The following is a 24959-nucleotide window of genomic DNA, read 5'->3' on the forward strand; positions in this document are numbered from 1 at the left end:
GAATGCAGCGTAGAGTGAGAGTTGTGGATGTTCCAAAAGAGATTGACTACCGGCGCATTGCCGGCCGCCCTTGCCCTGGTATTGACGATGTCGACGCTGCCGTCGAGCGCCGCCGCCGCCGCGCCCGAAGCGCCCCCGGCCGCGCAACTGGTGCCGCCGGTGCCCGCTGGCGCCCCCGCAGTGCCGGGCGCCAGCGATGCGCGCGCCGACGACGACACCTTCCTGCTGCTGCGCGAAGCGGCGCGCCAGAACGACGCCGCGCGCACCAATGCGCTGGCGTCGCGCCTGCCCAACCATGCGCTGGCGTCCTATGTCGACTATTATCGTCTGAAACCCCGCCTGCGCGACGCACCCGCCGATGAGATCCGCGAGGTGCTGCGGCGCCACGAAGGCAGCGCCGTCGCCGAGCAGCTGCGTACCGAATGGCTGCTCGACCTCGGCCGCCGCCGCGACTGGACCGGCTTCGAGCGCGAAGTGGGCCAGCTGGCGCGCGGCGACAACCTGCAGGTGCGCTGCTACGCGCTGCTTGCGCGCGCCGGCCGCGGCGAACAGGTGGCGGCGGAAGCGCGCACCTTGCTGGGCAACCCGGCCGGCTACGGCGAAGCCTGCGCCGCCCTGGTCGCCCAGCTGCTCCAGTCCGGCCAGATGAACCAGGAAGACGTGTACTGGCAGCTGCGCCTGGCCGGCGAAGCCGATGCCACCGGTCCGGCACGGCGGCTGGCCGCGCTGCTCGGCGCCTCGGAAACCCGCGCCGCGCAGGCGGTCGACGTGCCGGCGGTGGCGATGGCGCGCGGGATCGGCGCCACCCGCGCCGAGCGCGCCATCTACCTGGTCGCCCTCGGCCGCATGGCGCGCACCAGCCTCAGGCTGGCCACCGTGGCCCTGCAGAAGAACAGCCCCAAGCTGAGCGCGGAAGAACGCGCGATCGGCTGGGCCGGCATCGCCCACGCGGCCTCGATCGTGCTCTCGCCCGACGCCGCCACCTACTGGCAGCGCGCCAATGGCGTGCCGCTGACCAACGAACAGGCGCAGTGGAAAACCCGCATCGCGCTGCGCCGCGGCGACTGGAAAACCGTGCGCGCCACCATCGAGGCGATGCCGCCAGCCTTGCGCGCCGAGTCGGCCTGGGTGTACTGGCTGGGACGCGCCGACAAGCACGAGGGCCGCATGGTCGAAGCGAATGCGGCCTTCGAGCGCGTCGCCACCCAGCAGCATTTCTATGGCCAGCTGGCGCTGGACGAGCTCGGCCGGCAGGTCGTGGCGCCGCCGCCGGCCACGCCGGTGAGCCTCGAGGAGCTGGGGCAGGCGATCGCCAACCCGAGCCTGCAGCGCGCCCTGAAGTTCTATAGTTTGCGCCTGCGCGCGGAAGGCAACCGTGAATGGAACTGGGCGCTGCGCGGCATGTCTGACCGTCAGTTGCTGGCTGCCGGCGAACTCGCTCGCCGCAACGACCTGCTCGACCGCACGGTCGACACCTCGCTGCGCACCCGCACCGAGCTCGACTACGCACAGCGTTTCCCGGCGCCGCACCTCGACCTCCTGCACCCGACCGCCCAGGGCCTGGGCCTCGATAAAGCCTGGGTCTATGGCCTGATCCGCCAGGAATCGCGCTTCATCAGCGACGCGCGTTCCGGTGTCGGCGCCTCCGGCCTGATGCAGGTGATGCCCGCCACCGGCAAATGGGTCGCGGGCAAAATTGGAATGGATAATTTTGTGCATGGCATGCTCACCGACTTGCGTACCAATATCACGCTCGGGGCCAACTACATGAACATGGTGCTCGCCAACTTCGACGGCGACGAAATCCTGGCCACCGTCGCCTACAACGCCGGGCCCTCGCGCGCGCGCGCCTGGCGCGGTGTGCTCGACGCGCCGATGGAAGGCGCCATCTTCGTGGAAAGCATCCCGTTCGCGGAAACCCGCGGCTACGTGCGCAACGTGCTGGCCAACGCCACCAACTACGCCGCCGTGTTCGAGCAAAAACCGCAATCGATCCGCACCCGCGTGCGCACCGTGCAGCCGCGCGAGCGCGCGTCGATCCTGCCCTGAACCCCTGAAAGGAACGGCGCCATGCGCGAACAGAACGTGGTGGTCATCGGCGGCACCGGCTTCATCGGCGGCCACCTGCTGGCGCGCCTGGCGCGGGACGGCGTCAATACCCTGGTGCCGGTGCGCCAGTACGAGGCCGCCAAGCACCTCGCCACCTTGCCCTACCTCGACCTGGAAGTGGCCGACATCCACGACGACGCCACCCTGCGCCGCCTGTTTGCCGGACGCGACGCCGTCATCAACCTGGTCGGCGTGCTGCACGGCGGCCATGGCGACCCCTACGGGCCCGGCTTTCGCCGCCTGCACGTCGAGCTGCCGCGCCGCATCGCCCAGGCCTGCGCGGAGACGGGCGTGCCGCGCTACCTGCACATGAGCGCCCTGGGCGCCAACAGCCGCGGCGCCTCGATGTACCAGCGCTCCAAGGGCGACGGCGAACAGGCCGCGCGCAGCCAGTTGCAGGTTGCCGCCACCATTTTCCGCCCGTCGGTCGTGTTCGGGCCCGGCGACCATTTCCTGACCATGTTCGCGAAACTCCAGCGCCACCTGCCGGTGCTGCCGCTGGCCTGTCCCGATGCGCGCTTCCAGCCGGTCTACGTGGAAGACGTGGCCGCCGCGTTCGCCCAGGCCCTGCGCGACCCGCACACGCGCGGCGCCACCATCGAGCTGGGCGGGCCGGGGGTGTACACGCTGGCCGAACTGGTGCGCCTGAGCGGGCGCTACAGCGGCCACGAACGGCGCGTGCTGGGGCTGCCCGACTGGGCCGCGCGCCTGCAGGCGCGGGTGTTCGAGCTGCTGCCCGGCGAGCCGGTCATCAGCCGCGACAACCTCGATTCCATGAACACCGATAATGTGGTCGATGTGCAAACGCAAGCCTTGACAGCCGGCGCGCTGGGAATCAAGCTCACGTCGCTCGAGGCGGCTGCCCCGCACTACCTGGCTCCCGGCCGTGGCCTCGACGACTACCGCGAGCGCGCGGGCCGCTGACCGTCCATCATCGCACCGACCACAGGAAATCCATGCAGACCATCGAACTCGATCCAGCCCTGTCTTCCACCCTCGACCAGGCGCGCCAGCCTGGCCTGACCCTCGTCATCGGCAACAAGAACGTGTCGTCGTGGTCGATGCGGCCATGGGTGGCGGCCAGGGCCTTCGGGATCCCGTTCACCGAGATCCGGGTCTTGCTCGACAAGCCAGACACCTCCGCCAACATCGCGCGCTACTCGCACGCGGGCCGCGTGCCGGTGCTGCTGGCGGGCGAGATGACGATCTGGGACAGCCTGGCCATTACCGAATATTTGGCAGAGCAATTTCCTGACAAGCATATGTGGCCGCAGGACGTGGCCGCCCGCGCGCTGGCGCGTTCCATCGTGGCCGAAATGCACTCGGGCTTCGGCGAGCTGCGCACCGCGATGTCGATGAACATTCAGGCCCGGCTGCCGGGGCGCGGGCGCACCCCGGGCGCGCAGGCCGACATCGGCCGCATCTGCGAAATCTGGGAAGACTGCCTGTCGCGCTTCGGCCACCACCGCTTCCTGTTCGGCGAGTTTTCTATTGCCGACGCCTTCTACGCGCCGGTGGTGTGCCGCTTCCAGACCTATGGCGTGGCGCTGGCGCCGGCGCTGCAGGCCTACTGCGAACGCGTGCTGGCCCACCCGGCGGTGGCGCACTGGGTCGAGGAAGCCATGCGCGAGGACGACCCGACCCCGAAGCACGACCTCGAGCTGCCTCGGGAATGAGCGTGAAGAGTTACGTGGTCGGCGGCGCCGTGCGCGACGCGCTGCTCGGGCGCCCCGTGACCGACCGCGACCACGTGGTGGTCGGCGCCACCCCCGAACACATGCTGGCCCAGGGCTTTCGCCCGGTCGGCAAGGACTTCCCGGTGTTCCTGCACCCGGACACCCACGAGGAATACGCGCTGGCGCGCACCGAGCGCAAGACCGCGCCCGGCTACCACGGCTTCGTGTTCCACACGTCCCCGGAGGTCACGCTGGAAGACGACCTGGTGCGGCGCGACCTGACCATCAATGCGATGGCGCGCGCCGAGGACGGCAGCATCGTCGATCCCTACCACGGCCAGGCCGACCTGGCCGCCCGCATCTTCCGCCATGTCTCCGCGGCCTTTGCCGAAGACCCGGTGCGCATCTTGCGCCTGGCCCGGTTTGCCGCGCGCTTTCCCGACTTCCGGGTGCACGAGAGCACCCTCGCCCTGATGCAGGGCATGGTCGAAGCGGGCGAGGTCGACGCGCTGGTGCCCGAACGGGTGTGGCAGGAACTGGCGCGCGGGCTGATGGAAGAACGGCCTTCGCGCATGTTCGCCGTGCTGCGCGACTGCGGCGCCCTGGCGCGCATCCTGCCCGAACTCGATGCCTTGTGGGGCGTGCCCCAGCCGCCGGCCCACCACCCGGAAATCGACACCGGCGTGCACATCATGCTGGTGGTCGACTATGCGGCCGAGCAGGGATACCCGCTCGAAGTCCGCTTCGCCGCCCTGGTGCACGACCTGGGCAAGGGCCTGTCCCCCAGCGAAGGCTGGCCGGCCCACCACGGCCATGAGGGCGAAGGCCTGGCGCTGGTGACGGCCGTGAGCAGGCGCCTGAAGGTGCCCAACGAATGCCGCGACCTCGGCCTGATGACGGCGCGCGAGCACGGCAACGTCAGCCGCGCGCAGCTGCTGCGCGCCAACACCATCGTCTCCCTGCTGGAACGCTGCGACGCCTTCCGTAAACCCGAGCGCTTCGCCCAGATGCTGCTGGCCTGCGAATGCGACGCGCGCGGGCGCGGCCACGAAGCGCACCCCATGCGCTTCCAGGACTATCCGCAGCGTCCTTACCTGCTGCGCGCGCTGGACGCGGCGCGCGCCGTGAACGCCGGCGAGGTGGCGGCGCGCTTTGCCGACAACCGTGCCCGCATCCCCGAGGCCGTGCACGCGGCGCGGGTGTCGGCGGTCAAGGCCGCCCTGCGCGAGGATGGTCCTGAGGTGCGCGACTGAACGGCAGTTTTTGCTATTCTTCATGGCTGAAGGAAGTGAACATTCGCAATACCTGATGTAACGGAGAACACCATGGTTGCCGTGCTGGCGCAGCGCGTAGCGAGCTTGAGACCGCGTCGCCGCCTGCAACTTGCCGGCCTGGCGGTGCTGGTGCTGGCCCTGCTGCTCGCCTTTTTCTATATCCGCTCGGAAGCGGCCGATCCCGAGATCCGCAACGACGTGCTGCTCAACCTGCGCGAGCTCGAAAAGCTCGACGCCGAATGGGACGCCAATATCCTGCGCGCCCACATCGGCCGCGCGCCGGCCACGGCGGCCCTGACCACCCAGCTGCCGCGCATGCGCGAGCTCACCACGCGCCTGGGCGAAGCCGTCACCGCGACCTCGGGCGCCCCGGTGCGCACCGCCTATTCGCTGCTGCGCGACGCCATGCAGCGCAAGGAGCTGCTGGCAGTGCAGTTCGGACGCCACAACCCGCCGCTGCGCGAGGCGCTGGTGTACTTGCCGCCGGCCGTGGCCGACCTCAAGACCGAGCTGGGCGGCATCGAAGGCGCGCTGGCGCCGGCGCGCCTGGTGGTGCGCCTCGATGCCTCGCTCAATGCGCTGCTCACCGAGATCCTGCGCTACAACGTGACGCCGAACCCGCCGCTCGCCGCCCGCATCGACGAAATCCTGGGTGACATCGCGGCCCAGCAGATCGCGTTCTCGCCGGCTGTGGTCGAGAAGATGGATGCCCTGATCAAGACGTCGCGCGTGATTCTCGTCAAACGCCCGCTGGAAAACCGGCTCGAAGCACACATCGCCGCCACCGCCACCGGCGCGGCCCTCGATCGCCTGGGCCGCGAGTTCGACCGCGCCTTCGACACCGAGCTGGCGGTGCGCGAGCGCTACCGCGGCTACCTGTTCGGCTACTCGGCCTTCCTGCTCCTGCTGCTGGCCTACGCCGGCATGCGGCTGCGCCGCAGCTACCGCATCATCGGCGAGGTCAACCACCGGCTGCAGGCGGCCAACGAAAACCTCGAGCACCGGGTCGCCGAACGCACCGCCGAACTGGAAGCGCAGTCGAAGCAGCTCGAACGCCTGGCCCAGCACGACAGCCTCACTGGCCTGATCAATTACCGGCAGCTCACCCGGCTGCTCGAACGGGCGCTGGCGCGCGCCAACCGGCGCGATTCGGTGGTGGTGATCATGTTCATCGACCTCGACGGCTTCAAGGCGGTCAACGACACCTATGGCCATGCCACCGGCGACCTGGTGCTGCAGATGGTGGCGCGCCGGGTGCAGGAAAAGCTGCGCGCCGAAGATGCGCTGGCGCGCCTGGGTGGCGACGAGTTCGTCATCATGCTGGAAGAGGTCGCGTCGCGCGAAGGCGCGCTGCGGGTGGCCCAGCTGGCGCTCGACCAGATCCGCTCGGTCACCGAGGCCGACGGCAACCCCGTCACGATTTCCGCCAGCATCGGCATATCCAGCGCGCGCGGCCATCTGGGCGCGGCGCGCGGCTCGGCCGCCCTGCTGGCCGAGGCGGATAAAGCCATGTACGACGCCAAGTCATCCGGCAAGGGCGGGTTCGTGGTCAGCCCGTCGGCCCAGTGGCTGGCGCCGGGGCAGGGCGGCGCGCACTAGCAGAATCCGCTACAATCGCGTTATGTTGCACTGCACAATAGGATAGTTCCATGCTGGACAACCCACTGGTTCGCTGGCTCAAGGCCCTCAAAGGCAAGCCCGGCCGTCCGACCGTCCTGGTCAAGGAACTGGGCGAGCGCGACCGCCGCCGCATCCTGCGCCACTTCCTGGCGCTGGACGACAGCGACCGCCTGCTGCGCTTCGGCAGCATCATTCCCGACGAACAAATCGCCAAGTACGTCGCCAAGCTCGATTTCAGGCGCGACATCGTCTTTGGCGTGGTGAACCGCGTGTTCCAATTGGTGGGCGTGGGCCACCTGGCCTTCGCCAAGGCCGAGAGCGGCAAGCCGACGACCAAGGAACGGGTAGCGGAGTTCGGGGTGTCGGTGTCGAAATCGGCACGCGGGCAGGGCGTCGGCTCGCGCCTGTTCGACCGCGCCGCAATCCACTGCCGCAATGCGGACGTGGATACCCTGTACATGCAGTGCCTGACGTCGAACCAGACCATGATGCATATCGCGAAAAAGGCCGGCATGGCGATCAAGCGCGAGTACGGCGAAGCCGACGCCTACCTCCAACTCCCGCCCCCGAGCGCCGGCAGCGTGATGGCCGAGGCGCTGGAAGAGCAGTGGGCGGCGATCGATTATTCGATGAAGGCGAATGCGAGGGCGGCGGTGAAGTGGCTGGGGCCGAAGAAGTAGGGTTATATGGTCGTTGAAACTTGTTGACCCCATTCCCACTCCAGCCCAAAAACCGTCAAAAATTGGATTCCGGCCTGCGCCGGGATGACGATTCATACATGTGTGGATTGAACGGCTGTCGTGGATTGCAAGGGAAAACCCCTCACCCCACCACCGGCAACGCCGTCGTCTCCTTAATCCTCTGCAACGCAAAACTCGACTTCACATCCAGCACCGCCGGATGCTTGAGCAAGGTCCCCATCATGAAACGCGAGAAGTGGTCCATGTCTTCCACATGCACGCGCAGCAGGAAATCCATCTCTCCCGTCATCGCATAGCAGGCCACCACTTCCGGCCAGGTTCCCACCGACACCGCGAAATCATTGCGCGGCGAGGTTGCCGGCAGGCCTGGCGTGCCGCGCGCGCCGCCCGCCACTTCGCTGTGCTTTTCCAGGCGCACGTTCACGTAGGCCAGCAGCCCGAGCCCGATCTTGTCCGGGTCCACCAGGGCCACATACTGGCGGATCACGCCGGCCTCTTCCAGGCGCTTGATGCGGCGCAGGCAGGGGGAAGGGGACAGGTTGACGCGCTCGGCGACATCCTGGTTCGACAGCCGCCCATCGGACTGCAGGACCGCCAGGATTTTGCGGTCAGTCTTGTCGAGCTCAATTTTTGACATGTTTTCCCCGGTGAATTCGCGAACACGGCAATTTTATTGCGCAAATCGTCTGGCGGGGGGAATTGTTTGGAATTTAATGCCGGAGGGGCAGGACTATACTGGGCGCCATATGGGAGCAGGCCAGCCCTGCCCAGTCGCGCCCGCCACGATGACCACCAAGAGTCTGTGCTGCGCGCCCTGACAAGACCACGCGAAAGTAGACGGAGACACCGCATGAACGCACCCCTCGAGCGCGCCGACCTGGCCGCGCCGCAGCAAGACATCACCCTCGACGACAAGTGGACGCTCGAGCGCGGCCGCGCCTTCATGACCGGCACCCAGGCCCTGATCCGCCTGCCGATGCTGCAGCGCGAGCGCGACCTGAAGGCGGGCCTGAACACCGCCGGCTACATCACCGGCTACCGCGGCTCGCCCGTCACCGCCGTCGACCAGACCGCGATGAAGGCGAAGAAGCACCTCGAGGCGCACCACGTCAAGTTCCACCCGGGCATGAACGAAGACCTGGCGGCCACCGCCGTCTGGGGCACCCAGCAGACCAACCTGTACAAGGACGCCAAGTACGACGGCGTGTTTGCCATGTGGTACGGCAAGGGCCCTGGCGTGGACCGCTGCGGCGACGTGTTCAAGCACGGTAATAACGCCGGTTCCGCCAGGCACGGCGGCGTGCTGGTGCTGGCCGGCGACGACCATGCGGCCAAGTCCTCGTCCACCGCGCACCAGTCCGACCACATCCTGACCCACTGCGGCATCCCGGTGCTGTATCCATCCTCGGTGCAGGAATACATCGACTACGGCCTGCACGCCTGGGCCATGAGCCGCTACACCGGCCTGTGGGTATCGATGAAGTGCGTGACCGACATCATCGAATCGGGCGCCGTGGTCGACCTGGATCCGGACCGCGTGCAGATCGCACTCCCGACCGACTTCGAAGTGCCGCAGGGCGGCCTGAACATCCGCTGGCCCGACGCCGTGCTGGACCAGGAAGTCCGCATGAGCAACTTCAAGTGGTACGCCGCGCTGGCCTATGCCCGCGCCAACAAGCTCAACAAGATCATCTGGGACGCCCCGCAAGCGAAGATCGGCATCATCACCGCGGGTAAAAGCTATGTCGACACGCGCCAGGCGCTGGCCGACCTCGGCATCGACGAACAGGCGGCGCGCGACATCGGCCTGCGCCTGTACAAGGTCGGCATGACCTGGCCGCTCGAATCCGAAGGCGTGCACGAATTTGCGCGCGGCCTGGACGAGATCCTGGTGGTCGAAGAAAAGCGCCAGGTGATGGAATACGCGCTCAAGGAGGCGCTGTATAACCTGCCGGACGCCCAGCGCCCGCGCGTGGTCGGCAAGTTCGACGACACCGGCGAGTGGAGCAACAAGGACCGCATGGGCCACGGCGACTGGCTGCTGCCGGCGACCTACGAGCTGAATCCGGCGCAAATCGCCCGTGCCATCGCTTCGCGCATCTCGCACTATTGCGCCGGCCACCCGGTCGAGCAGCGCGTGAAGGAACGCATCGCTTTCCTCGAGGCGAAAGAACTGGTCCTCAAAAATATCCCGGCCAAGGCCAACCCGGAAACCGACCGCATCCCGTACTTCTGCTCGGGCTGCCCGCACAACAGCTCGACCAAGGTGCCGGAAGGCTCGCGCGCCATGGCCGGCATCGGCTGCCACTACATGGTGCTGTGGATGGACCGCGAGACCTCCACCTTCACCCACATGGGCGCCGAGGGCACGACCTGGATCGGCCAGGCCCCGTTCACCGACGAGAAGCACGTGTTCGTCAACCTGGGCGACGGCACCTACTTCCACTCGGGCATCCTGGCGATCCGCGCGGCCGTGGCCGCGAAGGTCAACATCACCTACAAGATCCTGTACAACGACGCGGTCGCCATGACCGGCGGCCAGAACGTCGACGGCCCGCTCGACCCGGGGATGATCAGCCGCCAGATCGCGGCCGAAGGCGTCACGCCGATCATCGTCGTCACCGACGAACCGGGCAAGTACCCGGACGACTACGCCTGGGCCCCCGGCACCACCGTGCGCCACCGCTCGGAACTGATGGACGTGCAGCGCGAGCTGCGCGAGATGCCGGGCGTCTCGGCCGTCATCTACGACCAGACCTGCGCGTCCGAAAAGCGCCGCCGCCGGAAAAAAGGCGAGTTCCCCGACCCGGCCAAGCGCGCTGTGATCAACGAAGCCGTGTGCGAAGGCTGCGGCGACTGCTCGGTGCAGTCCAACTGCCTGTCGGTCGAGCCGCTGGAAACCGAACTGGGACGCAAGCGCCAGATCAACCAGTCCTCGTGCAACAAGGACTTCTCGTGCGTGTCGGGCTTCTGCCCGAGCTTCGTCACCGTCGAAGGCGGCGGCCTGAAGAAGCCGAAGAAGGCAGCGTCGTCGGAAGCGACGCCGCCCGTCTTGCCGATGCCGGTGATCCCGTCGACCGCCGCGCCTTACGGCATCCTGATCGCCGGCGTCGGCGGCACCGGCGTGGTCACCGTCGGCCAGATCCTGGCGGTGGCGGCCCACGTCGAAGGCAAGGGCGCCATCGTGCTCGACCAGTCCGGCCTGGCCCAGAAGGGCGGCCCGGTGATGTCGCACGTGCGCCTGGCCGATAAACAATCCGACCTGCACTCGACCCGCGTGGGCACCGGCAGCGCCGACCTGGTGATCGGCTGCGACCAGATCGTCACCTCCAGCCGCGATGCCCTCTCCCGCATGGGCGAAGGCCGTACCTGGGCCGCCGTCAATTCCACCGGCGCCACCACCGCGGCATTCGTGAAGAACCCGGACTGGCAGTTCCCGGGCGAAGGCTCGAAGGGCGCCATCCTGCAGGCCTGCGGCGCGCAGAACGTCGACTTCGTCGATGCCGGCAAAATCGCCACCGCCCTGATGGGCGACTCGATCGCCACCAATATGTTCATGCTCGGCTACGCGTTCCAGAAGGGCCACGTGCCGCTGGCGGAAGCCTCGCTGATCAAGGCGATCGAACTCAATGGCGTTTCGGTGCCATTCAATAAAGCCGCCTTCAACTGGGGCCGCAGCGCGGCGCACGACCTGGCTTCGGTGACCAGGCAGGCCGCGCCAGGCCAGGTGATCGAGTTCAAGCGAAGCCAGACCCTGGACGACGTGATCAACCGCCGCGTCGAGCTGCTCACCGCTTACCAGAACGCCGCCTACGCCGGCCAGTACAAAGCCTTCGTGGATGGCGTGCGCGCCCAGGAAGCCAAGCTGGGCGGCGGCACCCGCCTGAGCGAAGCCGTGGCGCGCTACTTCTACAAGCTGATGGCCTACAAGGACGAGTACGAAGTCGCCCGCCTGCACACCGACCCGGCCTTCAAGGCCAAGATCGCGAACATGTTCGAAGGCGACATCAAGCTCAAGTACCACCTGGCGCCGCCGCTGCTGGCCAAGCACGACAAGCAAGGCCGCGCGATCAAGCAGGAGTTCGGAGGCTGGATGATGGGTGCTTTCGGCGTGCTGGCCAAGCTGAAAGGCCTGCGCGGCACCCCGCTCGACATCTTCGGCTACACCGCCGAGCGCCGTACCGAGCGCGCCCTGATTGGCCAGTACCGCCAGACCGTGGAAGCGCTGTTGCCCAAGCTCACGCCGGAGAACCTGGCGCAGGCGGTGGCGATCGCCAGCATCCCGGAAGACATCCGCGGCTACGGCCACGTGAAGGAGCGCCACCTGGCGGCGGCCAAGCAGAAGGAAGCGGCGCTGCTGGCGGCTTTCCATGCGCCGGCAGGAGCGGCGCCACGCGCGGCCTGATGCCAGACTGATATCGTCGACGACGGCCGGCTTGTCCGGCCGTGTTCTTTTGGCATGCCGTCTAGCATTTCTTGTTGTGTGTCAGACCCAACTGTTACAGTTGGTTGCACTTCGTGCATATGGCCCCGACTATAATCGACCGCATGAAATCGCCATTCGCCCATGGTCGTGCGACGACCGCGCCCCGCCTGATCGCTTCGCTTTTCGCAGCATCCTTCGTCCTCGCCGGCTGCGGCGGGGGCGGTGGTTCGCCCGGTGTGGGCGCCAATCCAGGCCAGACCGGCCAGAACCCGCCACCGACCATCCCGGTAACGCCGACGCCGCCGGTCACGTCGACGCCGCCTACCGCGGCCGATCTCGATCCGAACACCCTCGGCAATGCCTTCACGACCTACTGGAACCTGTGCGCCAAGCCGCGCACCGGCCTGGATCCGGATGGCCGGCCGTTCCCGGACAAGCAGGGCACGCTGCTCGACGAGCTGAAGTTCCTGCGCGCCTGGTCGAATGAATACTACCTCTGGTACAACGAGATCCCGAACACCTACAAGATGGCGGATTTCACCAACCCCATCGACTACTTCAATGTGCTCAAGACCTCGGCTCTGACCGAGTCCGGCCAGCCGAAGGACAGGTACCATTTCACGTACACGACCGAAGAGTGGGAAAAGCTGCAAAGCTCGGGAATCGACCTGGGCTACGGCGTCACCTGGAAACGCAATAGCGCCACCGCGCCGCGCACCTGGATCGTGAGCCTGGTCGAGCCGGGTTCCCCGGCCGCTGCCGCCGGCCTGCGCCGCGGCGACATGCTCACGCGCGTGGACGGCGTGGACTTCGTCAACGCCACCGGCGCCGACGCGGTCAACCGCATCAACGCCGGCCTGTTCCCGGAATCGGCCGGCTCGGCGCACCAGTTCACGCTGCAGCGCGGCGGCGTCCCGTACGACGTCACCATGACCGGCGCCGAGGTGCGGGTCGACCCGGTCAAGAACGTGCAGGTGCTCGACACCCCCACCGGCAAGGTCGGCTACCTGAGCTTCGAGACCCACAACCAGGTCTCGGAAAAGGAGCTGGTGGACGCATTCACCACCTTCCAGCAAGCCGCGGTGAGCGACCTGGTTCTGGACATGCGCTACAACGGCGGCGGGCTGCTCTACATCGCCAGCGAGCTGTCCTATATGGTGGCCGGCCCGGACGCGACCAGGGGCAAGATCTTCGAGCGTCCGCTGTACAACGACAAGACCGCACTGCAGCCGGCGATTCCCTTCCTGAGCACCGCCTATGGCTTCAGCTCGCCGAACCCGGTGCGCGCCGGCACGCCGCTGCCTTACCTGGGCCTCAAGCGCGTCACGGTGCTGACCACGGCGGGTAGCTGCTCGGCCAGCGAAGCGGTGATCAATGGCCTGCGCGGCGCCGACATCCAGGTCGACGTAATCGGCAGCCAGACCTGCGGCAAGCCCTACGGCTTCACGCCGGTGCCGAACTGCGGCACCACCTACTTCTCGATCGAGTTCAAGGGCGCCAACAACAAGGGCTTCGGCGACTACGCGGACGGCCTGGCGCCGACCTGCCAGGTGGCCGACGACCTGAGCCGCGAGATCGGCGATCCGGCCGAAGGCCTGCTGGCCGCCGCACTGGCCTACCGCCAGACCGGCATCTGCCCGCCGGCCACCCGCGCCCGCGAAGTGAAGATGGACATCGTGCGCCATCCGGCCAAGGAAATCTCGATCTACACCAGGCCGCGCCCATAAGCGCAGCGTGAACCAGAACGGCCCGGCCAGCCTCGCTGCCCGGGCAGTTTTCATTCTGGAAACGGGACTATAATCACCGGCTTTGCCACCCGACGATTGCTGGAGTGTTCACGATGATCCGTTCCGCCCTGATGCTGGCCATGCTGGCCGCGACCCCGCTGTCCCACGCCGCGGCGCCCGCCCTCACCACCGTGTCCGAACGTTCGGGCTTCCAGGCCACCGGCCGCTACGACGAAGTGATCCAGCTGTGCGCCGCGTTCCAGAAGGCTTATCCGAAGGCGGTCAAGTGCGTCGAATTCGGCCGCACGCCGGAAGGCCGCCCGATGATGGCGCTGGTGGCCTCCACCAGCGGCGCGTTCACGCCGCAGGCGGCGAAGAAGCAGGGCCTGCCGGTCACCCTGGTCCAGGGCGGCATCCACGCCGGCGAGATCGACGGCAAGGACGCCGGCTTCCTGGCCCTGCGCGAGATCCTCGACGGCAGGCTGGCCAAGGGTGTGCTCGGCAAGCAGGTGCTGGTGTTCGTCCCGGTGTTCAACGTGGACGGCCATGAGCGCTTCGGCAGGTGGAACCGCCCGAACCAGCGCGGCCCGGTCGAAATGGGCTGGCGCACCACCGCCCAGAACTTCAACCTCAACCGCGACTACGTGAAAGCCGATGCGCCCGAGATGCAGGCCATGCTGGGCCTGGTCAACGCCTGGGACCCGCTGACCTACGTCGACCTGCACGTGACCGACGGCGCCAAGTTCCAGCACGACGTCTCGATCCAGGTCGAGCCGGTGTACTCGGGCGACCCGGAATTCCGCCAGGCCGGCCTGGCCCTGCGCAGCAACGTGATCGCCGATATCGCGAAGCAGGGCTCGACCCCGCAGTCCTACTACATGTCCTTCGCCAAGACCGACGACCCGCAGTCGGGCTTCGTGGACGGCGTGTCCGACCCGCGCTTCTCGACCGGCTACTTCCCGCTGCGTAACCGCATGGCGCTGCTGGTCGAGACCCACTCGTGGAAGGATTACCCGACCCGCGTGCGCATCACCCACAACTCGGTGGTCTCGATCCTCGAGCAGGTGGCGAAGCATGGCGCGCAGTGGCTGCGGGCGGCAAGCGCGGCCGACGCGCGCGCCTCGACGCTGGCGGGCAGCACGGTGGCGCTGAGCTACCGCACCACCGACAAGGCCCGGATGGTCGATTTCAATGGCTACGAGTACACCCGTACCCCATCCGATGTGTCGGGCATCCTGATGACCCGCTACGATGAAAGCAAGCCGCAGGTGTGGCGCGTGCCGCTGCGCGAAGAAGTGGTGGCCGAGCGCGAAGTGACGGCGCCGCGCGCCGGCTACATCGTGCCGGCCGCCTACGCGGACATGGTGGCGAAGAAGCTGGCGCTGCACGGCATCGCCTTCCGCAAGCTGGGCCAGGCGCTCCCCGCGGCCCAGGTCGAGACCTTCCGCGCCGACAAGGCCGTGTTTGGCGCGACCTCGTTCGAATCGCACCAGCGCCTGACGCTGGAGGGCGCGTGGAAGGCGGAAGCGCGGGCGGTGGCCGGCGGCGCGCTGTACGTGCCGGTGAACCAGCCCAAGGCGCGCCTGGTGGTGGCGATGCTGGAGCCGCAGGCGCCGGACTCGCTGCTGGCCTGGGGCCTGTTCAACAATGCCTACGAGCGCAAGGAATACATGGAAGAGTACGTGGCCGAGGATGTGGCGCGCGAACAGATGGCCGCCGACCCGGCGCTTGCCGCCGAATTCAAGCGCCGCCTCGAGACCGATGCGGCGTTTGCCAAGAACCCGCACGCGCGCCTCGAGTTCTTCGCCAGGCGCCACGCGTCGTGGGATGAGCGCTTCAATCTGTATCCGGTACTGCGGACGAACGTCGCGCCTTGATGTTTTAGTACAAGACCTAACGACCGTCGTACGCGCCACTGGCGCCTACGACTCCCCGCCTGCGCGGGGATGACGTTGGTAGGGACGGGGATGGGCTTACTGTGCGACGTCGATCACGGCGTCGTCAGCAAGACCGTATTCACCGCCCCACCCACGCCCGGCGTCAGCTGGTACAGCCGGTCGTACTCGTTATCGCCGATGTCGGCCCCCGGCGCCCCGCCGAACAGCCGCACCAGCTCGGGCAGCGTGTTCGAGTGCCCCACTACCAGCACCGCCCCCGTCAATCCCTTCACCTTTTCCACCAGCGCCTTCGGATTGCGCGGGTCGTATTCCTCCACTTTCGTGGCAAGGCGCTGGGCCAGCGGCTCGGCGGTCTGGTGGGTGCGCCTGGTCGGGGTGGTGAAGATGCGCGTGATGCCGGCCCGGTGCAGCAGCACGCCCACATGCTGCGCCCGCGCCTGGCCGCGCGCGCTCAGGTCGGGGTCGCCCTGTTCGCTCATCTTCTCGCCGTGGCGCACCAGGTAGATGGCGCTGGGCTCGGCCATCGCGGCGCAGGGCGCGAGCATGGCGAGGGCAATGGAGAGCTGGCGAAACAGGCGGGCAGGCAGGCGCATGGCGGATCCTCTTTTTTGAAGGTAGGGACGAAAAAAAGGCAGGGTACCATGACCCTGCCTCCTTGCCGCTGCTGCGCCGCCTTTACAACTGCGTCAGCGAAATCGTGTTCGCCGCCGGCGTTGAGCACGGCTCTTCGTCGAACGCGATATCGCCCAGCGGATTGGCCACGCCATCGGTCTTCAGGTCGACGAAGCCGAACATGCCGCGGTCCATCAGGTGCGAGGGCACCACCGTGGAGAGCGACGAGAAGATGTTCTCCACCCGGCCCGGGTGCTTCTTTTCCCACTCGCGCAGCATGTTCTTGATCTGCTTGCGCTGCAGGTTTTCCTGCGAGCCGCACAGGTCGCACGGGATGATCGGGAAGCCCTTCACCTCGGCGTAGCGCTCGGTGTCGGCTTCCTTCACGTAGGCCAGCGGGCGGATCACCATGTGCTTGCCGTCGTCCGACACCAGCTTGGCCGGCATGCCCTTCAGCTTCCCGCCGAAGAACATGTTCAGGAAGAAGGTCTCGAGGATGTCGTCGCGGTGGTGGCCGAGGGCAATCTTGTTGCAGCCCAGTTCATCGGCCACGCGGTACAGGATGCCGCGCCGCAGCCTGGAACACAGCGAGCAGGTGGTCTTGCCCTCCGGGATCAGGCGCTTGACGATGCTGTAGGTGTCCTGGTTCTCGATGTGGTAATCCACGCCCAGTTTGTCCAGGTAGGCCGGCAGGATGTCGGCCGGGAAGTTCGGCTGCTTCTGGTCGAGGTTGACGGCGACGATGTCGAAGTGGATCGGTGCGCGTTCGCGCAAGGTCAGCAGGATGTCGAGCAGCGCGTAGCTGTCCTTGCCGCCCGACAGGCACACCATCACCTTGTCGCCGTCTTCGATCATGTTGAAGTCGCCGATCGCCTGGCCCACCTGGCGGCACAGGCGCTTGTGCAGCTTGTTGTTCTCGTGCGCGATCTTTTCCATCGTCCTGGTGGACACGCCCAATTGGTCGAGGTCTGCTTCGCTCATGCTTCTTCCTTTACCTGGAACACTTCGCAGCCCACGCCTTCGCAGTCCGGATACACGTCCGGCTTCATGGTCGAGACGCGCGCGGCGCGCACGCGCGGGTGGGTCAGCATGGCCTTCACCACGTCGTCGCACAGGGTTTCCTGCAGGTGGATGTGGCCTTTGGAGATACGTTTGGCAATCGTTTCGCGCATGAAGTCGTAGTCGACCACTTCCGACAGCTGGTCGGCCTTGGGCGTGGACAGCTCGAGCGGGATGTACAGGTCGACGTTGATCATGACGCGCTGTTCCGCCTTCTTCTCGAAGTCATGCACGCCGATGTTGATCATTACTTCGTAATTGCGCAGGAACAGCCGGCGGCAATCGCGCAAGCTCGGGTGGGACAGGGCGGACAGCATAGTAAAGCCTTATGAATGTTGGTTTGGTTCGGTCAGGAACATCACGTCGCGCTGCGACGGCGCCAGGTGCTGGCCGCCGTCGACCAGCAGGGTGGTGCCGGTCAGGGCGCGGGCGCCGGCCGCGTACACCACGGCGCCGGCGATGTCCTGCGGGGTCGAGGAACGGCCCAGCGGCGTCATGCGGTGCGCCTGGGCGAAGCCTTCCTCGGTCTGCTCGCCCGACACCATCGTGATGCCAGGCGCCACCCCGACCACGCGCACGGTGGGCGCCAGCGCCTGCGCCAGCATCGTGGTGGCCGCATGCAGCGCGGCCTTGGACAGCGTGTACGACAGAAAATCCGGGTTGAGATTGTACAGTTTCTGGTCCAGCAGGTTGATCACCACGGCCTGGCTGCCGGCGGGCGTGGCCGCGTGCAGGGCCTGCGCCAGCAGCAGCGGCGCTGCGACATTCGCCCCCATATGGGTCGCCAGCAGGGCCGGAGAAAACGCGGTGGCACTGTCGTATTCAAACAACGAAGCATTGTTGACGATGCAAGAGATGGCCCCCAGTTCGGTGGCGGCGCGGCCCGGCAGCGCGCGCACGGCGGCTTCGTCGAGCAGCTCGGCCTGCAGCACGGCGGCGCGCCGGCCGAGGGCGCGGATGGCCTCGGCCGTCTCGAGCGCCTCGCGTTCGGAGTGGCGGAAATGCACGGCCACGTCCCAGCCGGCGGCGGCCAGGCCGAGCGCGATCGCGCGGCCGAGGCGGCGGCCGGCGCCGGTCACGAGGGCGACCCTGGGGGCGTTGTCCATCATCATTGAACCTGTTCGGGCTTAGCTGTTGATCTGTGCTCGCTGCGCATCATTTCGCTACAATGCCGGCATGTCCCTGCCCGCACCCACTCCTGACGCGCTCGCCGCATCCCAGTCCCTGCAACAGCTGATCGCCGCCGAAATAGAACAGCTTGGCGGGGCGATGGCGTTTTCACGGTTCATGGAACTGGCGCTGTATGCGCCAAGGCTCGGGTATTACAGCGGCGGCGCCTCCAAGCTCGGGGCCAGCGGCGATTTCACCACCGCGCCGGAGATCTCGCCCCTGTTCGGGGCGTCCGTGGCGCGCGCGGCAGCCGCTATTATCGCCCAAAGCGCGCCCGACATCATCGAATTCGGCGCCGGCACCGGCAAGCTGGCGCGCGACGTCCTCGGCGCCCTGGCCGGCATGGGCGTGCAGGTGCGCTCGTACACCATCATCGAACTGTCGGGCGAACTGCGGGCGCGCCAGCAGGAAGCCCTGAAGGACTTGCCGCAGGTGCGCTGGGCCGATGGTTTCCCCGGATCCTTCAGCGGCGTGGTGCTGGCCAACGAGGTGCTCGACGCCATGCCGGTCGAGCTGGTGATCCGCAAGGACGGCCAGTGGCTGCGCCAGATGGTCACCGTGGAAGCCGGCGAATTCGCCTTCGTGCAGCGGCCGCTGACGCAGCAGCTCGCGGCCCATGTGGCGCGCCAGATACCGCACGGCGACACCCTGGCCGAGGGCTACCTCACCGAGATCCACCCGGTGGCCGAAGGCTTCATGGCCTCGCTGGCCGGCATGATGAAGGGCGGGCGCGGCGCCGCCTTCCTGTTCGACTACGGTTTCCCGGCCCACGAGTACTACCTGGACCAGCGCGTCGGCGGCACCCTGATGTGCCACTACCGCCACCATTCCCATCCGGAAGCCTTCTACCTGCCGGGCCTGCAGGACATCACGGCGCACGTGGACTTCACCGCCATGGCGCTGGCGGCGCAGGAGGCCGGCCTGCCGGTGCTGGCCTACATGAACCAGTCGTCCTTCCTGCTGGCCTGCGGCATCGGCGAGCTGCTGCTGGAAACCGATCCGGAGGATGCGTTGCGCTACCTGCCGCGCTCGAAGGCGGTGCACAAGCTGGTCTCGCCGTCGGAAATGGGCGAGCTGTTCAAGGTGCTGGTGGTGGGGCAGGGCGTCGATTTGCCGGACGCAATCGTGCGGGCCGACCGTGCCCACCGCCTGTAGAATTTTTGACATCTTGCGCTCTGGATACAAATCCGGCTAAGCTGTACAACCGGATCGGCACGACCTCGACGACGAAACAAGCGCACCCCCAGACACCATGGCCAAGATCCACACCCACTATGACAACCTGAAGGTTGCGCGCGGCGCACCGGCGGAGGTCATTCGTGCGGCCTACAAGGCGCTGAGCCAGAAGTACCATCCCGACAAGAATCCGGATGACGAGAAGGCCGCCAAGATCATGGCCATCGTCAATACCGCCTACAACACCCTGTCCGACCCGGTGCGCCGCAAGGAGCACGACGAGTGGATCGCGTCGGAAGAGTGGGAAGTCGAGTGGCTGGAAAGCACCGGCGCCGAAGACGGCACGGGCCGTACCCGTCCCGACAGCTGGGAGCCGCCGGCCCAGGTGGGGCGCCCGCGCGCGCGCCTGATGCGCGACCCGCGCTGGTGGCTGGGCCTGGTGGCCTGCTTCGCCGCCGGCGCCGCCGCCGCCGTGTTCCTGGTGGAACAGCCGCGCAGCCGGCTGCCCAGCGCCCTGGCCTGGGCCGGCAAGCCGGATCCGGTCGCCATGGCCGCACCCGCACCCGCACCCGCGCCCGCAGCCGCGCCCGACCGTCCGGACGCGCTCGGTACCGATGCCAGCACCGAAGGCTGGGCGCGCCGCTTTGGCGGCGAAGGCAAGGCGCCGCCGCCCGAGATCAAGGCGCTGGCCGTGACCCAGCTGGTGGTGCCGGCGCGCGCGCCCGACTGCGGCAGCGACCTGCAGCCGCTGGCCGCCCCGAGCGGCGATCCGTGGCCGGCCGAATCCGGCTACCTGGCCGGCTACCCGGTCGGCAACAGCGGCGACGAGATGCAGGTCGTGGTCGACAACAGCGCCAATGCCTCGCCGATCTTCGTCAAGCTGTATGACCTCGACCGCCGCTCGAATGTGCGCCACGCCTACGTGCTGCCGCGCGAGAGCTTCGTGATCGACAAGCTCAGTGCCGGCAAATACGAAGTCCGTTACCAGAACATCATGGCCAGCGACGGCAAATCCGAATGCGTGAACGGCCAGCGCGTGCCGCTGCGCCAGGCCGCCGCCTTCGCCCCCGGCGGCTAGGCTGTCGTTTTTTCTCCGCAACAACCATTAGTTGCGTTGCGTATTTATCCAATTTAACTATTTCGTTCCCCAGCCGTAATATACTCGGCGGCATGCAGCATGCCCATGCAGCAGCTGCACCATGCCCAACGCAGGCTTACGGAAACAGAATGAACGAACTGGAAGGCCTCACGGCACTGATCATCGAGCCACACTCGGGCATGCGTGCGAATATCCACAGCATGCTCAATATGTGCGGTCTCACGAAAATCGAGCATGCCAGTTCGTCCAACCTGGCGGTCAAGCACCTGGCGCTGCGCAGCTTCGACATGATCCTGTGCGAATACGACCTCGAAGGCGGCCAGGATGGCCAGCAGCTGCTCGAGGACGTGCGCCACCACAAGCTGATGCCGCTGTCGACCATGTTCTTCATGGTCACCGCCGAGGGCAACCACAGCAAGGTGGTCAGCGCCGCGGAGCTGGCGCCGACCGACTATGTCCTCAAGCCTTTCACCGCCGACCGCCTGCTCGACCGCATCGCCCGCGCGCTCGACAAGCGCAGCGCCTTCATGTCGGTCTACACGCTGATGGAGGCGGGCGACCAGCGCGACGCCATTGCGGCCTGCATCGATGGCGAGCGCCTGCACCCGCGCTACGCGGTCGACTTCCTGCGCCTGCGCGCCGAACTGCACGTGTTCCTGGGCGAAGCCGACCAGGCCGAACCGATCTACCGCCAGCTGATCGAGGTCAAGGCGATCGCCTGGGCGCGCCTGGGGCTGGCCAAGACCCTGTTCCTGCGCAAGCAGTTCGATGAAGCCAAGGTCCTGCTGGAAGACCTGGTCGACTCCAACCGCAACTTCGTCGACGCCTACGACTGGCTGGCGCGCACCCATGCGGCGGTGGGCGACCTGGGCAAGTCGCAGGCCGTGCTGGCCGACGCGGTGGCGGTGTCGCCGCACGCGGTGCGGCGCCTGCGCACGCTGGGCGAAACGGCCTTCGAGGCGGGCGACACCGAGGCCGCCGAAAAGGCGCTCAAGCAGGTCGTCGCCAAGGCCAAGTATTCGGAGTTCCGCGACCCGGAAGACCACGTCAAGCTGGTGCGCACGCTGGTGAAGAAGGGCGACCCGGTGGCGGCCGCCTCGGTGGTGCGCGACCTCGACCGCTCGATGGGCGGGCGCCCGAATACGACCCTGTGCAGCGCGATCTCGTCGGCGCTGCTGCATGAGTACACCGGCAACGAAACGCGCCTGAACGACTCCCTGAACACGGCGCTGTCGGCCTGCAAGGACGCGCCCGGGCTGTCGGCCGACATCAAGCTGGAACTGGCGCGCACCTGCCTCGAAAATAATATGGAAGAGGGCGGCGCCGACCTGGTGCGCGACGTCATGCGCAACGCGGCGAGCGACGCCGGCATGGCGCGCGCCATGGGCGTGCTGGAGAAGGCCGGCTTTCCCGACCTGGCCCGCACGCTGGCGCAGGAAAGCCGCCAGCACGTGGTCGACCTGGTCGCCGACGGCGCCGCGCGCGCCCGCAGCGGCGACTACCAGGGCGCCGTGAGCCTGATGCTGGAAGCGGCCGGCAAGCTGCCCAACAACCCGTCGGTGGCCTTCAACGCCACCCTGGCCACCTTGCGCTGCCTCGAGCACGACGGCTGGGACGACCGCCTCGGCCAGCAGGTGGCCGGCCTGATCGCCAACGTGCGCAAGCTCGATCCGGGCAACGCCAAGCTGGGCGCTTTGTCGGCGCTGCACCACCAGGTGCTGAAGAAATACGAGCGCAATGCGCAGGGGCGCCCGCTCAAGCCGGCGCCGGCACAGAAAGCAGGGTAAGCCATGGCCGATCCCACCCTCGCGCCGGAAGGCGTGACCCGGCGCGTGCGCGCGGCCCTGATGCACAAGGTCTGCGGCGACGAAGAGATGTTCGCGCTTGGCGCTTCGATCGCCCGCGTGGTCGAGATGGCCTCCAGCGACGACCAGGGCACCCACGACCTGGCCTATTACGTGGTGTCCGACCCCGCGCTGACCCAGCGCATCCTGCGCCTGTCCAACACCATCCAGTACCGTACCGTGTCCGGCACGCCGGTGACCACGATCTCGCGCGCGATTTCGCTGCTGGGCTTCGACAACGTCAAGACCACCGCACTGGCGATGCTGCTGGTCGACGCCCTCGACAGCTCCGAGCATGCCGGCAGCGTGCGCCTGGAACTGGAGGCGGCGCTGTGCGCCAGCCTGGTGGGACGCGAGATGGCGCGCCACAGCTTCTTCCAGGGCGCCGAGGAAGCCGCGATCTGCGCGCTGTTCAAGAATATCGGCCCGCTGCTGGTGGCCAGCCACGAGCATGACCGCTACCGCGAGATCGGCGCCCTCATCCTCGGGGGCAAGCACAGCATCGGCCAGGCCTCGCAGATGATCCTCGGCTGCAGCTACGACGCGCTGACCCAGGCGGTGCTGGGCGAATGGAAGATCCCCGACGTCATCGTGCGCGCCCAGGCCGCGCTGCCCCCGTCCACGGTCCGGGTGGCGGCCAACCGCGGCGAGTGGATGCGCCAGGTGGCGTCCTTCGGCCAGGACCTGGCGCGCCTGCTGGCCAAGACCCGCGAACCGGCCGGCTCGCCGGAAGCAGCCGCGCTGCTCGCGCGCTACGGCCACGCGCTCGACCTCGACCGCACGCGCATGGACGAGCTGATGTCGGCGGTGCAGGAAGGCATGCGCGGCCTGATGGACAGCATGAACATGCAGCCGGCGCCCAAGACCGAGCCGGAGGCAAGCGGTTCCGGCCTGCCCAATGTGCTGCTGCTGGCCACGCTCGACGCCGGCGAAGAAGAACAGGCCGGCCACCACCCCAGCGGCAAGCCGAAGAACGCCCGCGACCTGCTGCTGGCCGGCGTGCAGGACGTGACCCAGCTGCGCGCCTCCGGCCGCGGCAAGCTCAACGACGTGGTGCTGGCCGTGCTGGAAACCCTGTACGGCGCGCTGGGCTTTCGTTTCGCCGCCGTGTGCCTGAAAGACGCCCGCAGCGGCCAGTTCCGCGCCCGCGCCGTGCTGGGCGACGACAGCGCCCGGCTGCAACCCGGCTTTGCCTTCCCTGCCGCCTCGGCGCGCGACCTGTTCCACCTGGCGATGGAGAACGACGCCGACCTGATGATCTCCGACGCCTCCAGCCCCAAGATCCGTGACCTGCTGCCCGAATGGCACCGCAAGCTGCTGCCCGACGCCAAGAGCTTCATCGTGCTGCCGCTGGTGGTGGGCAAGGCCCAGCTGGGCCTGTTCTACGCCGACCGCACCAGCACCGCCCCGGAGGGCGTGCCGCCGGACGAGACGGCGCTGATCAAGGCCTTGAAGGGACAGGTGCTGGCGGCGCTGGGGCAGGGGTAGCCGAGTCGTCGTCCCGGCGCAGGCCGGGACCCAAGTCCGCCGCGCAGCCTTACCGCCTCCCTTGTGACCACTAACAGATGCCCGTCGTACGCGCCACTGGCGCCTACGACTTCCCGCGCGGGCGGGAACCGAAGTTCTCTCCTCACCGTTAGCACTCAACACAGTCGCTTGCGTCACGCACACAAACTTGGATTCCCGCCTGCGCGGTAATGACGGTTTTTAGGACAGTGGAAATTGCAAAATCCACGTCGCTGCAGCCTCCCGAACCCCCATTCCCCCTCGTTTTTCGCTCCCCCAGCAATTCTCATCAAATCACCCTTGTGGTTTTGCATCCCGCCCGTTACAATCACGCCCCGAAGCAACGCTGCTATGCGACGACAGACAAAGTCTGTTGGGACAGAGTTGACAGTACGTTGAGCTTGCTTCATACTCTGCGGTTCTTCGCGGTGGGGTGGCCGAGTGGTTAAAGGCAGCAGACTGTAAATCTGCCCTCTCTGAGTACGCTGGTTCGAATCCAGCCCCCACCACCAAAAGAAGAGTCGTGAAGACGAATTGAAAGTTGTACCTCGCGGGTGTAGCTCAATGGTAGAGCAGAAGCCTTCCAAGCTTACGACGAGGGTTCGATTCCCTTCACCCGCTCCAGTGTTCGCGGTGTAAGTAGAAAACCGCAAAATCAGCCCTTTTAGCTCAGTGGTAGAGCACTCCCTTGGTAAGGGAGAGGCCACGTGTTCAATCCACGTAAAGGGCACCAGAATTCAAAAACGGCAGTGCGCTGTACTCGTCCGTCAGGTGTGCCTGGTAATTCTCAAAATATCGTTAGGAGTCTCAAATGGCAAAAGGTAAATTCGAACGGACCAAGCCGCACGTCAACGTCGGCACCATCGGTCACGTTGATCACGGCAAAACCACCCTGACCGCGGCTATCGCGACCGTCCTGTCGAAGAAATTCGGCGGCGAAGCTAAAGCCTACGACCAGATCGACGCTGCACCAGAAGAAAAAGCACGCGGCATCACCATCAACACCGCGCACGTCGAGTACGAGACCGAAAACCGTCACTACGCGCACGTTGACTGCCCAGG

Annotated in this window: 19 protein-coding genes and 3 tRNA genes; 17 read left to right on the plus strand and 5 right to left on the minus strand. The window is 67.1% G+C overall.

Annotated features, from left to right (window positions below; all coding sequences use genetic code 11):
• The first annotated feature begins 27 nt into the window (after positions 1-27).
• From BM031_RS01795 to BM031_RS01820, 6 genes are all read left to right on the plus strand, one after another.
• Positions 28-2049: a lytic transglycosylase domain-containing protein gene (locus BM031_RS01795; RefSeq protein WP_091870286.1), complete on the plus strand. Its 2022-nt coding sequence runs from the start codon at positions 28-30 to the stop codon at positions 2047-2049.
• Between the two features lie 21 nt (positions 2050-2070).
• Complete coding sequence (locus BM031_RS01800) at positions 2071-3033, plus strand: complex I NDUFA9 subunit family protein (protein WP_091870289.1); 963 nt, start codon at positions 2071-2073, stop codon at positions 3031-3033.
• 32 nt (positions 3034-3065) lie between these two features.
• A complete protein-coding gene (locus BM031_RS01805; protein WP_091870292.1) occupies positions 3066-3785 on the plus strand; it encodes a glutathione S-transferase family protein in 720 nt (239 codons plus the stop codon).
• Positions 3786-3787: 2 nt separating this feature from the next.
• The gene (locus BM031_RS01810) at positions 3788-5038 is read left to right on the plus strand and encodes a multifunctional CCA addition/repair protein (RefSeq protein WP_441293469.1); all 1251 of its coding nucleotides are present in this window, start codon (positions 3788-3790) and stop codon (positions 5036-5038) included.
• Positions 5039-5110: 72 nt separating this feature from the next.
• Complete coding sequence (locus tag BM031_RS01815) at positions 5111-6658, plus strand: diguanylate cyclase (protein WP_091870297.1); 1548 nt, start codon at positions 5111-5113, stop codon at positions 6656-6658.
• Positions 6659-6708: 50 nt separating this feature from the next.
• A complete protein-coding gene (locus BM031_RS01820) occupies positions 6709-7359 on the plus strand; it encodes a GNAT family N-acetyltransferase (RefSeq protein ID WP_091870298.1) in 651 nt (216 codons plus the stop codon).
• 142 nt (positions 7360-7501) lie between these two features.
• On the opposite strand, the gene BM031_RS01825 is transcribed toward BM031_RS01820, so the two are convergent.
• Complete coding sequence (locus BM031_RS01825) at positions 7502-8017, minus strand: Lrp/AsnC family transcriptional regulator (RefSeq protein WP_091870301.1); 516 nt, start codon at positions 8015-8017, stop codon at positions 7502-7504.
• Positions 8018-8230: 213 nt separating this feature from the next.
• Here BM031_RS01825 and BM031_RS01830 point away from each other — a divergent pair, with 213 nt between their 5' ends.
• The 3 genes from BM031_RS01830 to BM031_RS01840 all read left to right on the plus strand — a co-directional run bounded on the left by BM031_RS01830 (position 8231) and on the right by BM031_RS01840 (position 15410).
• Entirely contained in the window at positions 8231-11785 is a 3555-nt protein-coding gene (locus BM031_RS01830; protein WP_091870303.1) for an indolepyruvate ferredoxin oxidoreductase family protein, read from the plus strand.
• A gap of 143 nt (positions 11786-11928) precedes the next feature.
• The gene (locus tag BM031_RS01835) at positions 11929-13533 is read left to right on the plus strand and encodes a S41 family peptidase (RefSeq protein ID WP_091870306.1); all 1605 of its coding nucleotides are present in this window, start codon (positions 11929-11931) and stop codon (positions 13531-13533) included.
• A 113-nt stretch (positions 13534-13646) separates the two neighbouring features.
• On the plus strand, positions 13647-15410 hold the full coding sequence (locus BM031_RS01840) for a M14 family metallopeptidase (protein ID WP_091870308.1): 1764 nt from the start codon (positions 13647-13649) through the stop codon (positions 15408-15410).
• Positions 15411-15523: 113 nt separating this feature from the next.
• Here BM031_RS01840 and BM031_RS01845 read toward each other — a convergent pair whose 3' ends face one another.
• From BM031_RS01845 to BM031_RS01860, 4 genes are all read right to left on the minus strand, one after another.
• Entirely contained in the window at positions 15524-16024 is a 501-nt protein-coding gene (locus BM031_RS01845; RefSeq protein ID WP_091870311.1) for a SixA phosphatase family protein, read from the minus strand.
• A gap of 82 nt (positions 16025-16106) precedes the next feature.
• Positions 16107-17024, minus strand: coding sequence for a tRNA 2-thiocytidine(32) synthetase TtcA (ttcA, locus tag BM031_RS01850; protein ID WP_091870312.1), 918 nt, complete (start codon positions 17022-17024; stop codon positions 16107-16109).
• Positions 17021-17419, minus strand: coding sequence for a dihydroneopterin aldolase (locus tag BM031_RS01855; RefSeq protein ID WP_091870315.1), 399 nt, complete (start codon positions 17417-17419; stop codon positions 17021-17023). Before BM031_RS01855 ends, ttcA begins: the two co-directional genes overlap by 4 nt.
• 9 nt (positions 17420-17428) lie before the next feature.
• Positions 17429-18214, minus strand: a complete 786-nt coding sequence (locus tag BM031_RS01860; protein WP_091870317.1) for an SDR family oxidoreductase — start codon at positions 18212-18214, stop codon at positions 17429-17431.
• Between the two features lie 64 nt (positions 18215-18278).
• Here BM031_RS01860 and BM031_RS01865 point away from each other — a divergent pair, with 64 nt between their 5' ends.
• The 8 genes from BM031_RS01865 to BM031_RS01900 form a co-directional block, all read left to right on the plus strand.
• Positions 18279-19427, plus strand: coding sequence for a class I SAM-dependent methyltransferase (locus BM031_RS01865; protein WP_091870320.1), 1149 nt, complete (start codon positions 18279-18281; stop codon positions 19425-19427).
• Between the two features lie 97 nt (positions 19428-19524).
• On the plus strand, positions 19525-20526 hold the full coding sequence (locus BM031_RS01870) for a J domain-containing protein (RefSeq protein WP_091870323.1): 1002 nt from the start codon (positions 19525-19527) through the stop codon (positions 20524-20526).
• A gap of 149 nt (positions 20527-20675) precedes the next feature.
• A complete protein-coding gene (locus tag BM031_RS01875) occupies positions 20676-22334 on the plus strand; it encodes a response regulator (protein ID WP_091870325.1) in 1659 nt (552 codons plus the stop codon).
• 3 nt (positions 22335-22337) lie between these two features.
• Positions 22338-23879: an HDOD domain-containing protein gene (locus BM031_RS01880; protein ID WP_091870328.1), complete on the plus strand. Its 1542-nt coding sequence runs from the start codon at positions 22338-22340 to the stop codon at positions 23877-23879.
• Between the two features lie 445 nt (positions 23880-24324).
• A tRNA-Tyr gene (locus tag BM031_RS01885) sits at positions 24325-24409 on the plus strand.
• A gap of 38 nt (positions 24410-24447) precedes the next feature.
• Positions 24448-24521, plus strand: a tRNA-Gly gene (locus BM031_RS01890).
• Between the two features lie 34 nt (positions 24522-24555).
• Positions 24556-24630: transfer RNA gene (locus tag BM031_RS01895), tRNA-Thr, on the plus strand.
• Between the two features lie 78 nt (positions 24631-24708).
• Positions 24709-24959, plus strand: a 251-nt coding sequence (locus BM031_RS01900; RefSeq protein ID WP_229408385.1) for a GTP-binding protein, incomplete at its 3' end; no start/stop codon positions are given.

It is taken from the genome of Massilia yuzhufengensis, assembly GCF_900112225.1.
GTDB classification, from domain to species: domain Bacteria; phylum Pseudomonadota; class Gammaproteobacteria; order Burkholderiales; family Burkholderiaceae_D; genus Telluria; species Telluria yuzhufengensis.

Coding starts and splice junctions, on each gene's coding strand:
- BM031_RS01795 (WP_091870286.1), top strand. CDS start 28: ATGTTCCAAAAGAGATTGACTACCGGCGCATTGCCGGCCGCCCTTGCC.
- BM031_RS01800 (WP_091870289.1), top strand. CDS start 2,071: ATGCGCGAACAGAACGTGGTGGTCATCGGCGGCACCGGCTTCATCGGC.
- BM031_RS01815 (WP_091870297.1), top strand. CDS start 5,111: ATGGTTGCCGTGCTGGCGCAGCGCGTAGCGAGCTTGAGACCGCGTCGC.
- BM031_RS01880 (WP_091870328.1), top strand. CDS start 22,338: ATGGCCGATCCCACCCTCGCGCCGGAAGGCGTGACCCGGCGCGTGCGC.
- BM031_RS01830 (WP_091870303.1), top strand. CDS start 8,231: ATGAACGCACCCCTCGAGCGCGCCGACCTGGCCGCGCCGCAGCAAGAC.
- BM031_RS01805 (WP_091870292.1), top strand. CDS start 3,066: ATGCAGACCATCGAACTCGATCCAGCCCTGTCTTCCACCCTCGACCAG.
- BM031_RS01860 (WP_091870317.1), bottom strand. CDS start 18,214: ATGATGATGGACAACGCCCCCAGGGTCGCCCTCGTGACCGGCGCCGGC.
- BM031_RS01840 (WP_091870308.1), top strand. CDS start 13,647: ATGATCCGTTCCGCCCTGATGCTGGCCATGCTGGCCGCGACCCCGCTG.
- BM031_RS01870 (WP_091870323.1), top strand. CDS start 19,525: ATGGCCAAGATCCACACCCACTATGACAACCTGAAGGTTGCGCGCGGC.
- ttcA (WP_091870312.1), bottom strand. CDS start 17,024: ATGAGCGAAGCAGACCTCGACCAATTGGGCGTGTCCACCAGGACGATG.
- BM031_RS01825 (WP_091870301.1), bottom strand. CDS start 8,017: ATGTCAAAAATTGAGCTCGACAAGACTGACCGCAAAATCCTGGCGGTC.
- BM031_RS01835 (WP_091870306.1), top strand. CDS start 11,929: ATGAAATCGCCATTCGCCCATGGTCGTGCGACGACCGCGCCCCGCCTG.
- BM031_RS01865 (WP_091870320.1), top strand. CDS start 18,279: ATGTCCCTGCCCGCACCCACTCCTGACGCGCTCGCCGCATCCCAGTCC.
- BM031_RS01845 (WP_091870311.1), bottom strand. CDS start 16,024: ATGCGCCTGCCTGCCCGCCTGTTTCGCCAGCTCTCCATTGCCCTCGCC.
- BM031_RS01820 (WP_091870298.1), top strand. CDS start 6,709: ATGCTGGACAACCCACTGGTTCGCTGGCTCAAGGCCCTCAAAGGCAAG.
- BM031_RS01875 (WP_091870325.1), top strand. CDS start 20,676: ATGAACGAACTGGAAGGCCTCACGGCACTGATCATCGAGCCACACTCG.
- BM031_RS01855 (WP_091870315.1), bottom strand. CDS start 17,419: ATGCTGTCCGCCCTGTCCCACCCGAGCTTGCGCGATTGCCGCCGGCTG.